The 12,826-nt window shown below is 68.9% G+C and carries 21 protein-coding genes; 1 reads left to right on the top strand and 20 read right to left on the bottom strand.

The features are described 5' to 3' along the window. Positions 1–44: 44 nt before the first annotated feature. From ACFUK0_RS01065 to ACFUK0_RS01040, 6 genes are all read right to left on the bottom strand, one after another. Positions 45–1,625, bottom strand: a complete 1,581-nt coding sequence (locus ACFUK0_RS01065; RefSeq protein WP_380245875.1) for a hypothetical protein — start codon at positions 1,623–1,625, stop codon at positions 45–47. Further along, complete coding sequence (locus ACFUK0_RS01060) at positions 1,615–2,490, bottom strand: NUMOD3 domain-containing DNA-binding protein (protein WP_380245874.1); 876 nt, start codon at positions 2,488–2,490, stop codon at positions 1,615–1,617. Before ACFUK0_RS01060 ends, ACFUK0_RS01065 begins: the two co-directional genes overlap by 11 nt. 102 nt (positions 2,491–2,592) lie before the next feature. Further along, a complete protein-coding gene (locus tag ACFUK0_RS01055) occupies positions 2,593–2,847 on the bottom strand; it encodes a hypothetical protein (RefSeq protein ID WP_380245873.1) in 255 nt (84 codons plus the stop codon). Beyond that, the gene (locus ACFUK0_RS01050) at positions 2,844–3,320 is read right to left on the bottom strand and encodes a hypothetical protein (RefSeq protein ID WP_380245872.1); all 477 of its coding nucleotides are present in this window, start codon (positions 3,318–3,320) and stop codon (positions 2,844–2,846) included. Before ACFUK0_RS01050 ends, ACFUK0_RS01055 begins: the two co-directional genes overlap by 4 nt. Before the next feature lie 58 nt (positions 3,321–3,378). Next, complete coding sequence (locus ACFUK0_RS01045; RefSeq protein ID WP_380245871.1) at positions 3,379–4,887, bottom strand: hypothetical protein; 1,509 nt, start codon at positions 4,885–4,887, stop codon at positions 3,379–3,381. Between the two features lie 20 nt (positions 4,888–4,907). Then, positions 4,908–5,354: a hypothetical protein gene (locus ACFUK0_RS01040; RefSeq protein ID WP_380245870.1), complete on the bottom strand. Its 447-nt coding sequence runs from the start codon at positions 5,352–5,354 to the stop codon at positions 4,908–4,910. A 179-nt stretch (positions 5,355–5,533) separates the two neighbouring features. Here ACFUK0_RS01040 and ACFUK0_RS01035 point away from each other — a divergent pair, with 179 nt between their 5' ends. Continuing rightward, positions 5,534–6,238, top strand: a complete 705-nt coding sequence (locus ACFUK0_RS01035) for a hypothetical protein (RefSeq protein WP_380245869.1) — start codon at positions 5,534–5,536, stop codon at positions 6,236–6,238. Between the two features lie 66 nt (positions 6,239–6,304). Here the strand turns inward: ACFUK0_RS01035 and ACFUK0_RS01030 are convergent, their stop codons facing one another. The 14 genes from ACFUK0_RS01030 to ACFUK0_RS00965 form a co-directional block, all read right to left on the bottom strand. Then, on the bottom strand, positions 6,305–6,742 hold the full coding sequence (locus ACFUK0_RS01030) for a hypothetical protein (protein WP_380245868.1): 438 nt from the start codon (positions 6,740–6,742) through the stop codon (positions 6,305–6,307). A 9-nt stretch (positions 6,743–6,751) separates the two neighbouring features. Then, positions 6,752–8,674, bottom strand: coding sequence for an FtsK/SpoIIIE domain-containing protein (locus ACFUK0_RS01025; RefSeq protein ID WP_380245867.1), 1,923 nt, complete (start codon positions 8,672–8,674; stop codon positions 6,752–6,754). Positions 8,675–8,733: 59 nt separating this feature from the next. Beyond that, positions 8,734–9,741 (bottom strand): DUF2637 domain-containing protein, encoded by a 1,008-nt coding sequence (locus ACFUK0_RS01020; protein WP_380245866.1) that lies wholly within the window; start codon positions 9,739–9,741, stop codon positions 8,734–8,736. A 14-nt stretch (positions 9,742–9,755) separates the two neighbouring features. Further along, positions 9,756–10,058 carry a hypothetical protein gene (locus ACFUK0_RS01015; protein ID WP_380245865.1) on the bottom strand — a complete coding sequence of 101 codons (303 nt, stop codon included), beginning with the start codon at positions 10,056–10,058 and terminating at the stop codon, positions 9,756–9,758. After that, positions 10,055–10,246: a hypothetical protein gene (locus ACFUK0_RS01010; protein WP_380245864.1), complete on the bottom strand. Its 192-nt coding sequence runs from the start codon at positions 10,244–10,246 to the stop codon at positions 10,055–10,057. Before ACFUK0_RS01010 ends, ACFUK0_RS01015 begins: the two co-directional genes overlap by 4 nt. An 84-nt stretch (positions 10,247–10,330) precedes the next feature. Further along, complete coding sequence (locus ACFUK0_RS01005) at positions 10,331–10,513, bottom strand: hypothetical protein (protein WP_380245863.1); 183 nt, start codon at positions 10,511–10,513, stop codon at positions 10,331–10,333. Between the two features lie 43 nt (positions 10,514–10,556). Further along, on the bottom strand, positions 10,557–10,775 hold the full coding sequence (locus ACFUK0_RS01000) for a hypothetical protein (protein ID WP_380245862.1): 219 nt from the start codon (positions 10,773–10,775) through the stop codon (positions 10,557–10,559). 13 nt (positions 10,776–10,788) lie between these two features. After that, positions 10,789–11,007: a hypothetical protein gene (locus ACFUK0_RS00995; protein WP_380245861.1), complete on the bottom strand. Its 219-nt coding sequence runs from the start codon at positions 11,005–11,007 to the stop codon at positions 10,789–10,791. After that, a complete protein-coding gene (locus tag ACFUK0_RS00990; RefSeq protein ID WP_380245860.1) occupies positions 11,004–11,441 on the bottom strand; it encodes a hypothetical protein in 438 nt (145 codons plus the stop codon). Before ACFUK0_RS00990 ends, ACFUK0_RS00995 begins: the two co-directional genes overlap by 4 nt. Positions 11,442–11,536: 95 nt before the next feature. Further along, the gene (locus ACFUK0_RS00985; RefSeq protein WP_380245859.1) at positions 11,537–11,833 is read right to left on the bottom strand and encodes a hypothetical protein; all 297 of its coding nucleotides are present in this window, start codon (positions 11,831–11,833) and stop codon (positions 11,537–11,539) included. Positions 11,834–11,844: 11 nt separating this feature from the next. Next, positions 11,845–12,033, bottom strand: coding sequence for a hypothetical protein (locus ACFUK0_RS00980; protein WP_380245858.1), 189 nt, complete (start codon positions 12,031–12,033; stop codon positions 11,845–11,847). Between the two features lie 29 nt (positions 12,034–12,062). Then, positions 12,063–12,245, bottom strand: a complete 183-nt coding sequence (locus ACFUK0_RS00975; protein WP_380245857.1) for a hypothetical protein — start codon at positions 12,243–12,245, stop codon at positions 12,063–12,065. Positions 12,246–12,278: 33 nt separating this feature from the next. After that, positions 12,279–12,431, bottom strand: coding sequence for a hypothetical protein (locus ACFUK0_RS00970; protein WP_380245856.1), 153 nt, complete (start codon positions 12,429–12,431; stop codon positions 12,279–12,281). After that, entirely contained in the window at positions 12,428–12,736 is a 309-nt protein-coding gene (locus ACFUK0_RS00965) for a hypothetical protein (protein WP_380245855.1), read from the bottom strand. Before ACFUK0_RS00965 ends, ACFUK0_RS00970 begins: the two co-directional genes overlap by 4 nt. Between the last annotated feature and the right edge of the window lie 90 nt (positions 12,737–12,826).

Genomic DNA, 12,826 nt, shown 5'->3' with positions numbered 1-12,826 from the left:
GCGATCACCATAGGAGGGCAACCCGCATGGGCTGCGACGCCAGGTCAGACGTAGGACTGCGTCGTAGCCGACGGCGGCGCGTCCCTCTTCGGAGGCTTGAGGAAGCGAAGGACGGCATTGCCAACAGCATCGACCATGTCGTCGTTCAGCCCGTTGGGGAACGCCAGCAGCTCTTCTTCAAGCGCCAGGATCGGCTCCGCGTGAACGACTCGCGGGGGCACCAGTTGGTACAGGTTCAACAGGCGGCCTGCGCGCACTTCTTTCGGCGCCGAGTTCGCCATCGTGACGACCTTCACCGGCATGTCATGCAGGACCTCGTGCCACAAGTCACCACCCTGGTTGGACTCGACCAGGATCGCACCGACTTCCGGGAAGGAGTCGAGGATCTGCAACACCCGCTCGCGCAGCGCCTTGCCCTTGAGTTTCACGGCCTGCGCGTAGTCCACCAGGCATCGAGCGGGGAGAGCCCGACGATCGTCCTTGGCGCTGATGCGTGGGGCCCAACTGACCACGGCCAGCCCGGTGAAGTCGGAGGTCCCCTTCGTTGTAACGGCACCGTCGATCGACAGGTAGGTGTGGGCGGTGGGGAATGCGCCGTAGGTGATGTCCTCCTCCGACCAGAACTGGCTGTCGGGGTTAGCTGGCTGGTTGAGGAAGTTGAGCTTGAAGCTCCGGGTCTTTCTAATAGTTGACATGTACTCCATGGGCCACTTGGATGGCCAGATCGACCGCTCGCCCGTCTCGCCCTTGATGATCGGCGGGTAGTAGTGGATGCGAAACTGCTCCTCGCTGAGCCAGTCCGCAGGAGGCTCGACCGTCGTGACGCTCCGAACGCACTGGTGGATCAGGCCGCCGCTCATCGTGGTGGTCCCGACCACCACGCAGCGCGCGAATTCCGACAAGGGCAAGATCACATTCTGGAGAGTTGACAGTCGCTTGGCGGCCTGCCGGGGCGAGTAGTTCGCCTCCCCGCTCTCGATGTCGTCGCAGATCAAGGCGTCCGGCCGCTGCCGGCCGACCTTGAGTCCGAGGTTCCCCGAGTCGATCCCGCGGGCCGCGAAGGTGAATCCGGACGCAGTTTGGATCTGCGACTGGCGATCTGCGACGACCGTGCCGCGCCCCCTCGTTGCCGGCTTTGTGAGCTCGGGGTAGTCCTCACGAAGGAGCCAGTTCCCCTCCAGTTCGGCCTTGAAGGTGGCTAGGTGGGTCTCGCTCTGAGAGGCGCTATCCGAGAACGCGGCCACAAACTTGACGAACTCGTGGGCGGCGGCCCACATAGGGATGATGAGGAACCACCAAGTGCTCTTCGCGGACTCTCGCGGGCTGATGTACACGTCGCGGGCACTACGCGGCTTGGTCACTGGCCGCACCCACTGGAGCGCTTGCCGGGCCCAGTCGAGGTGACAGTCCGCGAAGGTGATCTGCTCGCCGGTCTGCTTCCCCTTCATGTGGTGGGGCAGGTACAGCAGTCCGAACATCATCGGGTCGAGGCGGGTGAGGGAACGACGCCCCTCGGAGGTCTGGAGGAGGCGCGGTTCCACGTCTCGCAGGTAGTCCTCCAGGGAGAACGTCGCCGCGTTGAGCGGCTCACCGAGCTCGTCGCAGAGGTACCCGCTACTGAACATGCGACCAACTCCTCCTCTTCGCGATGCGCCACGTCTGGTTGTAGGGCAGGCCGAACTGTTCGCCGAGATCACGGATGGGCGTGCCACGTTCAGCGTCGAGGCGGATCTGACGGACGACGTCCTCTGTGATGGTCAGGCCCCGCCGCTCGGCTTCGTAGCGGCTCCTCGCGGCGCTGATCTTCGCTCGTGCTTCATTGGATACCTGATGCCCCTGAAGTGTTTCCGAGCGCTTCCTTCGCGTCTCGATGGTCTGGGCCGGCCGCTTCTGCTGTGCCGCCGACAGCTTCGCCCTGTGCTCTGCAGTCAGCTTGCGTCCCCGCATCGCGGCAGACTGGCGTGCCTTCTGCTCCTCGGAGATGATGATCGGACCGCGACGTGCGGCTGCCGCGCGAAGCTTCTCCCGCGTTGCCTCCGTGAGTGGCTTTCGTTCTCGACGGGCGTGAGCCTCGGCGATCTTCGCGCGCCACGCGGCATCCAGAATCTGTCCCTTCCGCTTGGCGGACATCTTGGCTCGCGATGCGGGGCTATGGACGTATCCCGGGAGCCCGCCGCGACCGCCTTCGGTCAGGTTGAGGAGGGCATGCCCTTCAGTCCTGAGCCGTTCGATCCAGATGGCCTCGCGGGCGCCGACGTTCTCGGGTGTGCATTCTTCGAGGACGACGGATTTGATGTCGGCGCCGAGATCCCGGTGCTTCTTGATCCACCTGGCAGACGGAAGTCGCGGGTTGCGCCCCGTCTTGAGGTGAATGCGGAGTCGGGCCTCGGCCCCGATCTGTGTCATGCCGACGTAGCGGTAGTTCACGCCGTCGAGCGTCAGGGCGTAGATCACGCAGAGCGGCTCGCCCGTGGATGTAGTCTCGGCCATGTCTGCCTGCTTTCTCAGGTGACCGCGCCCCGGGAGCGTTCGCAGCGCTCGCCGGGGTCTCGCGTGTCATGGGATAGATCCATTGTCCCAGCTCAGGGCCTGTTATGAGGCTGCTTCAGTGACCTCGTCGCCCATGTCGATGTCGAACTCCTCGACTGCGATCGTCGCCCGGATGAGGAGCATTCCGACGGGCGGAGCAACGTCGCTCGGCGCCTCGCTGATGACCGGCCAATCGACGGGCTGGTAGCCCTGCAGGGTCATGCGGTCGAGGAGGTGGCAGCCGAGTGCCGACAGGTAGCCGGGGTCGGATGCGAGCCACGACGGCACGAGGGAGTCAAGGTGGTAGCGGCTGATCACTCTGTCGTCTCCCCGCGCAGTGCTGCCTCCTGGGCGGCGTTCTTCGCCCGCTGGTCCCGGATGATCTCCTGCAGCTCGATGTCCTGCTGGGTGATCTCGGTGACGGTGGCGTCGACCTGGATGGACTTCAGGCCCCAGAGGGCGGCCTGGTCGCTGATGGTCTTGCGTACGAGTTCAGCGGCCTTGAGGTCGTCGCCGCTGGTGGCGGCGTCCCAGTGGGCGCTGATGATGGCGTCGTAGCGGTCGCTTTCCAGTTCGCGCCAGGCTTCGGCTTCTTCGGTGGCGAGGCCGCGGGCTTCGCGCTTGGCGCGGGTGAAGTCCTTGCGGGCAGTTTTGACGCCGTCGGAGTTGGGGTTGGCGTAGCCGAGTTCGACGGCGATCTTTTCGTACGAGACGCCTTGGACGCGCATCTGGATGAGCTTGGCGCGTCGGGCAGCGTTCGATGCTTGGGTGGCTTGGCTCCAGCTGGCCATGGGTCCTCCTCGGGTCGACTTGGATGATCGCCCGTGGAGGCCGGAGGGTTGCGAACGGTCAGGTGATGTCGAACGCCGCGGTGGAGAGCACAGGGTGTTCGGGCGTGGCTGTCACGTTGACCCATGCTCGGTAGCGGCCGGGGGTGGGGGAGAGGGCGCCGCCGTCGGGGCCGACGAGGAGCTTCGCGACTGTGGTGCCGGTGCTGGTGGTGTCCCACTGGGCGGGGTGCCAGTCCGTGTCGGTGGGTTCGTGGCCGACGGCGACGATGGCGATCTGGACGTCGAAGGCGGTGGGGGTGCCGCGGTCCCAGGTGACGCCGATTTCGTAGTACTCGGTGGAGAGGGCGTCCACGGGGGTTGTCCTTCCGGTGCAGGTCCATGCGGTGGTGGTGCCGTGGGTGGTCCACGGGGTGGTGGGTGGTCCGGTGAGTTGGAGGTGGATGGCGTGGGTGGGGGGTGCGGGTGGGGCGAGGGTGCGGGCGGTGGCGGTTTCTGCGGCGGGGGTGAGGGTGCGCTGCTTGAGGCCGGTGAGCGACTGAGGGGCGGCGAGGGTGCCCGCGGGGCCGAGGGGGGTGGACCGGCTGGGGGTGAGCGCAAGGGGGGCTTCGGTGGCCGTTGCGATGCCGGCGGTCGCGGTCTTGGTGCCGGCCGGGGTTGTGGCGGAGGTGCTGGTACCGGCCTGCCCGAGCAGACGGTTCTTCGCGCCGACGGTCGCCTGCGCGGTGCTGGCCGTTCCGGTGGGGGCGATGCCGGCCTGCTTGGTTCCGGGGAGGGCGGTCGCGGTGCTGCTGGCGGCGGCCTGGCCGAGGTGCCCGGTCTTCGCGCCGACGGTGGCCTGCGTGGTGGCGGTACTACCGGCGGTCCCGGCGGTTCGGGTCTTGGCCCCGATGGGGTGCTGCGCCGTAGTGGTGGCGGTTGCGATGCCGAGGGTGGTGCTGCGCCGCGAGGTGAGGGGCTGCGCCGTGGAGACCGCGCCGACGGTGCCGAGCGCGAAGGTGGTGACGGGCAGCGAGTTGAGGTTGTCGTACTCGGCCCAGTTGTTGGTGCCCGCGTCGCGGTGGGAGTCCATGAACAGGCTGAGGGTCGTGTCCGTGGCCCAGGCCGGTGTGGCAGCGGTCCGCTGGATGGTCCAGGTGGTGCCGTTCGGGCTGGTCTCCCAGTACAGGGACCCCGCCGCCTCGCGGAGACGCAGCCAGGCGTGGTTGGTCGCGTTATAGGTGAGGAACACAGCGCCGGCGTCGGCGAACCCGGAACGCAGGTAGAGGCCGACGGCGTTGCCGGCCGTGTCGATGAGGAACCCGGCGTCGGTGCCCGCAGTCGTTGTGGTGAGGAACATGGTGCACGTCGACGTGGCTGCGCCTGCCGCGGCGGGCGGGAACACCTGGAGGAACACCGAAGAGCCGGTGAGCGTGTAGATCGTCCCGGACTTGTAGGCGTTGAAGCCGGTGTCGCAGGCGACGCGGGCCCGGCCGCCGGCTTCCTGGTAGGTGCCGTAGCTGCCGGGCCACAGGGTGCCGTTGACCGTGTTGTCGTTGAAGTTGTCGACCAGGGCCGAGATGCCGGTCATCGGTGTCTCCTGGCGGTGGCTCAGGCCGCCGAGGTGATCCGGCAGAAGTCGGCGATGGTGAGGGTGAAGTCGTTGCCGTCCGGGGTCATGGTCACGCCGTGTTTGGTGAGGGGGATGATGTCGGCGTCGGTGCCGCCGGTGGTGTCGGGGTCGTAGCAGATGAGGACGGCGCTGATGGGGTTGCCGGCGGTGGCGGTCCAGGTGATGTCGGCGCAGTCCAACGACACGCGGTCGTTTGCGGTGTCGACCGTGACGGTGACGGAGCTGAGCGTCTTGCGGCCGAGGGTGGTCTGCTCGTTGGAGGCGCCGGCGAGGAGGGTGGCGAGGTCGGCGTAGTCGCGCATGGTGGCGTCGGAGACGATGCCGCTGGTTTCGATGGGGACGGCGATGAGGGCGTCGTTGGCGGCGAGCAGGGACGCGTAGTAGGCCTGGCGGCCGAGGGCTACGACGAAGGCGATGTCGGCCACGGGTTCCTCCGGTGGGCGCGGGTGGTCAGCGGCCGGGTGGAGGGGTCCCGGGCCCTCGCGGGCGGTCCTATCGGAGCACGGGGGGCGGCGGGGAGTGCGAACGAGATGAGTGTAAGAATTTTTGACACTGCCAAATTATGGAGTGTATGATTCTCGGCATCACCGATCGAGGGGTTTCAATGCGCACCTACGCCACCGCCGACGACGCACTCGCCTACGAAGGCCCCGGCCTCGCCGACTTCGTCACCCCCGACGAGCTCAACCAGCTCATCGACGGCACCCTCGCCCCCGCCACCATCACCACCCGCTACATCGAGCACATCACCACCCAGACCAACTACACGGTCACCGACGACGCGGACGCCATGCACGCCGACCTCCTCGGCTTCATCCGCACCGAGATCGACATCGCCATCGGTCACCGCGAGCAAGAAGCGCTCGACGCCGCGACGCAGAAGACCCTGGACGAACTCCGCGAGCACGAGCGCGCCTCGCTCCACAAGAAGATGGAACTGATCGCCGCAGCCCGCAGCCGAACCGCCTCCAAGGGCGCCATCGCCAACGCCCTGGGCATCAGCCGGCCCACCCTCGACAAGATGCTCAAGGACCAGGAGTACCGGGCGCTGTTCAACAACGCGATCGAGTACCTCACCAAGCCCGGTACGGACCTCGCCGAGTACCGCGAGGTGCTTGACCAGCTGCTTGGGGAGGACTGGGTGAACCGCTACAACAACCTGCTCGGCATCCGTGAGGTTCGGGCTCAGGCGGTCGCGCTCGTGGAGGCGCTGACGGTCGTCAGCGACCTGGTGGGCCTGGAGTTGTCGGAGGAGCGGACGACGCTGTTCGCGAACGCCCTCGCGGCCGCCAAGGAGTTGGCCGCGTGAGATAGCGCAGAGGTCCACAAACGCGAAGCCCCGCCCGGTGAAGGGCGGGGCTTTCGTACTGCGGGCTCAGGCGCCGCTCCTGCCGAACAAGCTGGAGGTGCTGTTCGAGGTGGCGTTCGCCGAGGACGACGAGCCGGTGTTGCTGATGTTGAACGTGGCGGTGAGCTTCGGGGCGTTGCCCTTCAGGAAGGCCAGGCCGGCGAGGACAGCGCCGATACCGAACCCGGCCATCTGCACGGCGTGACCGACCTGCTCCAACTGCGGGGCGACGCTGCCGGTGACGCCGATGACCATGGACGCTCCGGCGCCGCCGGCCAGCAGCCGGGCGGGCCACACGTCCCTCTGTACCACAGCAGGCGGGGACGGCGCCTGGATCGGGGCGAGCGTCGGGGGTGCGGGCTGGTCCGAGTAGTACGGGCGGATCTCGCCGGACAGCATGTCCTGGCCCCAGGCGATGGCGCCGGCCGGGGCGGTGACGGGCTGGATGATGGTGGGCTGGTTCATGGCGGGTCCTCAGTTCTCGGTGTCTGTGGCGGGGAGGTAGAAGTGCTCGGCCTTGCCGGCCTTACGGACCAGGACGCCGCGGGTGACCCACAGGTCGAGAGCGCGGCGGACGGTGTCCCGGGAGCCGAACGGGCCGGCCTCGGTGAGATCGGCCTTCGTCGTGGAGCCGTGCTCGGCGCACAGGCGGAGGAAGACCCGGTACAGGTCCGGCCACTCGTCGCGGCCGACCGGGCTGCCGTCCGGGTAGGTCGACGCGGGCGGGGCAGTGGGCTTCGGCGGGAGGGTCTCCTTGACGAGGTGCAGCTGGCCCTGCGGGGCGAACCGGCCGACCGGCCGCGACGGTCCAGCCGAGTGCAGGTGGGCCACGTCCGCGGCGATGTCCAGGTCGGTGACGTACTCGGCCCGGCACCGCGGCGGGTCCGTCAGGGGCATCTCCGGCGCGCCGAAGTAGAACTCGCCCGGCCGAGTGAGCTGGTTCGGTGTGAACCCGGCGGACTTCCAGCCGGCTCCGAAGACGAACTGGGCGTGCCCTGCCTCGGCGACGCGGGTGCAGATCCTGTTGGTGTAGTTGCCGCGGGCGTCGGTGTCGCCGCCGAAGACCTTCGCGGAGGGCTGCTGGGTGGCGGAGAGGAACTGGATGGCGAAGCCGCGGGCGATGGCGAGGAGCGACTGGTAGGTGGTGGCGACGGGCTGCTCAGCGGGCCCGGCGTCCGGGTCGCCCTTGGCGGCGGCGGCTTCCTCCTTGCGGAGCTCGTCGTCCTGGCGGATCAGCTCTGCCAGTTCGTCGGTGACGACCCACCATGCGGGGCCGTGCACGCCGGGGATCCACTTGCGGACCGCCTCGCGGCCGGCCGCCAGCTCACGCCGGGACAGCTCTTCGAGGACCGCGCCGCGGCGGTCGCATTCGGCGCGGATGGCCTGCAGGAGGTCGCGAGCTTCCTCGGGTCCGCGGGCGAGGCGCTTCATGAGCGGCTCCCACGGTCCGAGCTCGACGGCGCCGGGCTTCATGTCGATGCCGTACAGCTCGACGTCGCGCTTCTTGAGGAGCTTCTTGATGATGAGGTTGACGAGGCCGGACTTGCCCCAGTCGGAAGCGCCAGCGATGAGGGTGTGCCGGTACAGGAGGGTGAGGTAGACGGGGCGGCCGTACTCGTCCCAGCCGATGCGGATCGGGGCGGCCGGGTCGTCGTCGTTGTCGTCGGCGTAGGGGATGGCCTTGTCGTGGAACGGCCCGCACTGGACCAGGGGCGCTTCGGCGGGCGCTGTGGCGATGGCGCCCGCCGGCACGGTGTTCACCTCGGCGGGCTTGGCCGCCGCAGCCACGGCCGGGGCGACGGGCTTGTGGTCCTTGCGGTAGCGGATCAGCCACGGCACGTACGCGCCGTACGCCGCGCCGGTGGTGACGGCCGCAGCGGTGAGGGACACGCCGCCGGGCCCGGCACCAACCGCAGTGGCGACGTCCGCGAAGGCGAGCGCCATGCCGGCGCCGCCGTTGAGGAGCGCCGGGTTCTGGAAGCGCAGGCCGACTCCGGCGACAGCGGCGGACGCCAGGCCGAGGCCCGTATAGGCCGCGACGGTCCAGCCGCCGGCGCCGGCGAGGTTCTGCCACCAGCCGAGTGCGGTGGCGGCGCTGACGGTGAGGGTGGGGGCCAGTTCGACCTTGTATCGGAGGGTGAGGGTGTAGGTGCGGCGGGCGACGGCTACGCAGCTGGCCAGGAGGCGTCGGGTGGGGGCCGACTTGTCGGTGGTGGCCAGCGCAGAGGCATCCCAGGTGGTTGCTGCCGACGACGACGGTGCGGCCTGAAGGCCCTTTTCCGGGCCGATCGGGGCTCCTCTCGTCGTCGTCGGCATCGCCGTCACGGTCGTCGCTTGGGCGGCCCGGATCGGCCTGGGGAGGAACGGCACCTCGACGGGGCCGGCGTACTGGGCCACGGAACTCTCTCCTTCGCATGGGGTAGCGGCAGTAGGTGGTGCGGTGAGGCGTCGAAGGGCTACAGGTAGCCGCCAGTGCCCTGCTGCGGGTTCTTCTGCGCGTCACGGGACAGCACCGTGCGGACGTAAGCCGCATCAGCGGTGATGCCGTGAGGCGCGAGCGCTTCAGCGATCTGACGCGCTGAAGCGTCGGGGAGCGCCTCGCGCATCACCCGAACCGCTTCGGCCTTCGACATGGCGGCGAAGTCCGCATCGGGAAGCGACTCACCCGCATCCGCGACGGGCGCATCAGCGGCTTCGAGGCGCGGCACGGTGATGACGCGCGGGGCCGTATCACGGCGCTGACGTGCGACGACATTGGGCGCATCATGCGCCGCAGCGGACTGCCGGGAGGCGGGTGATGCGGTGATGGCGTGTGGCTGCTGCAGGGTGATGACGATGTGCTGTGCATCACCGTCCGCCTCTGCCGTGACCGCGTGGCGGGGTGCGGTGACGCGCTGAAGGTGATGCGCATCGTCGGACGATGCGGCACGCTGCGCCTCGTTCTCGATGACGGTGAGGCGGGCGCCGACCGACTTGCGCATCACGCTCCACGACTTGGTGAGGAACAGCATCCAGGCGAGGCCGGGGATGACGGGCAGTGCGGTGGAGACGCGGCCCTGCTGGCGGAGCGCTTCACGGTGCTCGTAGCGGTGCCACATCTCGAAGGACAGTTCGGCGATGATCGGCGCGGCGGAGAGAATGACGCCGCCGACGAGGCCCCAGTGCTCCATCTGGGCGTGCGTCCAGTTGACCCAGGCACTGGTGGAGACCATGGCGAACATGGCGAGGCGGGGGGCGAGGCCGGAGTCGGGGCTGGCGGCGTATCGCTGGGAGAGGAGGGCGAAGAAGAGGGCGGCGATGTCGAACATGCCGGCGCCGAAGACGGCGACTTCTTCGGGGGCTCCGAATTTGCCGGTGAGGAGGGTGTAGATGGACCAGGTACCGACGGTGAGTGCTGCGCCCATGACGAGGATGAGTGCGCCGCGGATGAGCTTGTCGGTCCCGGTGCTGGGCTGCTCGTTCATGGGGGTGGGTGTCCTTAGCGGGTGGTGGGCTGGTGGTTGGGGGCGATGGCGTTGGCGGTGAGGTGGAGGAGAGCTGCTGCGAGGGCGAAGGTCGCGGCGGCCGTGAGCCGGAGGTGCTGCTGGTTGGCGGCGAGCGCGGCGGGGATGTTCCAGCGGAGCGCCCAGGCGGCGGCGGTGACGACGAGGAGTTGGGTGAGGACGGCTGCCGCGACGGCGAGGGCGCCGGGCGTCCAGGTCCAGGCGGTGAGGGCGAGGGCGATGGCGATGGTGGAGAGCGTCTGGTGTTCGGCGGGGGTGGCGGGGCGGGTGGATTTCATGCCGGTTCCATCTCGTCGGTGAAGAAGCCGTACGACCGGTCCGGGTCGCCGGCGAACCTGATGGCGATGTTGTTGCCGCCGATGCTGCTGACCGTTCCGGTCTGGCCGACGTACTTGGCGCAGGAGCCGTCGTCGGAGTACAGGTTGGTGATGCGGACGGGGTCGCCGGGCTTGGGCGTCTTGGCCATTGGGTTCTCCGTGTGTGGTTGGCGGGGTGTCTGAGTGCCTGCGGCTGCCGCACAGAGCTGTGGCTGTGCGGCGCCGTACGGCGGTCAGCCGGCGGTGTTGAGCGGCATGCGGAGGGCTACGTCGGTGAGGCGCTGGTAGAGGTTCCTGCCGGGGCCGCCCTGGTCGTACTGGCGTGCGGCGTCGATCAGGGCGGCCATCGCGTCGAGGTCGACGTCACGGCGGGCGCTGGTGTAGCTGTCGACGGTCTGCTGCTCGTAGTCGGTCATCGAGTTCTCCTTCGGGGTCTGGGCTGGGCGGAGGGGGCGGGCGTTACTGGGTCGGGTCGCCAGTGAGGATCAGCTCGTCGATGTCGTCGCTCATCTCGTTGCGCTGCGCGACCTCGGCGGCGATCTTGCTGATGGTGGACAGGCGGATGACGTTGATGAGTCCGGTGGCGGTGCCGTCCCGGCCGGCCGCGATGGCGAAGTGCCAGATGCCGGCGGGGACGGGCGTCTCCGGGTCGTTGCTGAGGTGGATGCTGGCGGTCATGGCGGATTCTCCTTCAGGGGATGCGGTGGCAGGTGCCGGCGTGGGTGTTGGCGGCAGCGTCGGCGGTGGCGCGTTGGACGGGCTGCTTGTGCTCGGCGTGCGGCTGGCTGCTGCCGCAGCCCGAGCACTTCCAGCCGTAGCCGCGGAACCAGAAGCCGAGGAGGGTGGCGCGGTGGACGGTGATCAGGGCGCCGCCGGCGGTGCGGTACTCGGTGACGGGTGTCAGGGTCACCGGGTGATCACCCAGTCCTTGGGGGCGTCGCGGAGGTCGCCGCGGACGAAGAAGTCCTCGCCCTTCGGGGGCTTGCGGGGCTCGGTGGTGGTGAAGCCGTCGAAACCTGCGCGGAAGAAGACATCCCAGCTGTGGGTGCCGATCTTCGTGAGCAGGCCGGTGCGGTCGCGGCGCACGAAGACGTAGCTGTTGGTGGCGATCAGCTGAGCGTTGCGCTCGTCGCCGTTCGGGCCGAGCAGCCAGATGTACTCGGAGTCGGGGGCGTAGTACGTCCGGTGGAGCTCTGCGGTGCGGGCCCAGTCGGCGTGCCGGCGGCGCATCTCGGTCTCGCCGGCGCCGGTCGGGATCTGGGCGATGATCGAGCGGCCCCAGGAGTCGATGCCGTCGGTCGCGCGGTCGACGAGGCGGTTGGAGATGCGGTTGAGAACGGACATGATGGTGTTGCCTTCTCATCTGCTCGTTGGTGGGTGGTGGGGTGCCCGGGGCGGTCGGCGTTCTTGGTCGGATGGACGACCGCCCCGGGGCTGAGCTAGGTCCAGTGCCAGACCGCGTTGCTGCGGGCAGCGGCGGCGGCGGATGCCCCGAGGTCGAGGCAGGCGCGGTTCCAGGTGGGGCCGGCGTGCGGGGCGAGGGCCTTGAGGGCTTCGGCGATTCGTGCGGCCTGCGCGGGCTGGATGTCGAACCCGTCGGAGTCGCGCGCGAAGAGGGCCTGGAGGGCCTGCCAGTCGGCTCGGGGGGCGATGTTGCGGAGGTGTTCGCCGAGTTCGGCGTGGGCGTTGTAGCTGCGGGATTCGATCGTTTGGGCGTGGTCCCAGTTCCATCCCATTCGGGTGCCTCTCAGTTCTTGCGGAGCTGGTCGGGGCGGTAGGCGCGCTCGCCAACGGCGAGTTCGACGATTCGGTTGTCGAGGCCCTTGACGGCGACGAGGCCGTTGCTGTTCTGGACGACGGTGCCGGTGCGGCCGAGGGTCTTGGGGTTCTGGTCGGTGGCGTCGATGACGGTGACGCTGTCGCCGGTGTTGAGCACGGGGGTTCCCTTCAGGGGGCCAGCTGCTGTTAGGCGGCGGCCGGCTGCTCCCAGCCGAGGGCTCGGAGGAGTCGGACGGAGTTGTCGAGCACTTGCTGGTCGGCGAGCTGGTCGATGACGGCTTGGGCGTCGGCGGGCGTCGAATCGGCGGGGATGTCGCCGAGGGCGGTGGCGACGGTGAGGGCGCCGGCTTCGTATTCCTGCTGGGTCACGGGTGGCTCCTTGGTGGGTTGGTGCGTCACCAGCTATGAAGGACCGTTGCCCGTCTCGCCGTGGGGGGTGCAGTGCCAGTCGGGGACTGCCGGGTCGTTCTTGTCGGGGTTGGTGCTGTCGGTGGGCGGGCGGGGGCGGGGGATCTTGGGGATGAGGGGGCCGGGGGCCCAGTTGTCGTCGCTCACTCGGAGTCGGGCTGGGGCTCGGCGGGCGGCTGCTCGGTGGTGGGCTGGGGGACGATGACGAGTTCGGCGAGCGGCTTGGGCTCGTTGTAGTTGCCGGCGTATCCCATGGGGTTCTCCTTGGGGTTGATGGTGCGTTGGCCGATGTTGGGTGCTCCGAACGGCGGGGTGGGTCGGGAGGGCTGCCGGCCGAAGGCGTTCCAGGCGGCGGGTCCGGTCGGGTCGTCGAAGCCGTCCCAGATGCGGGGGCTCGGGGCCGGCATCGCGATGCTGGCGTTACTGGACGGAGCGCCAGTACTCTGTGCCATGGCTGCCTCCTCTGTTTGCGCAGGTGGGCGGTACAGGTTGGGCCCGGTGTGTCACCACCGGGCGCGGCAATTCGGCCCCGGTCCGGTCAT

The sequence above is a fragment of the Kitasatospora sp. NPDC057223 genome, assembly GCF_042669755.1.
Lineage (GTDB): Bacteria > Actinomycetota > Actinomycetes > Streptomycetales > Streptomycetaceae > Kitasatospora.
Note: the sequence above shows the minus strand (reverse complement) of the source record. Positions and strands in the feature narration are given on the sequence as shown.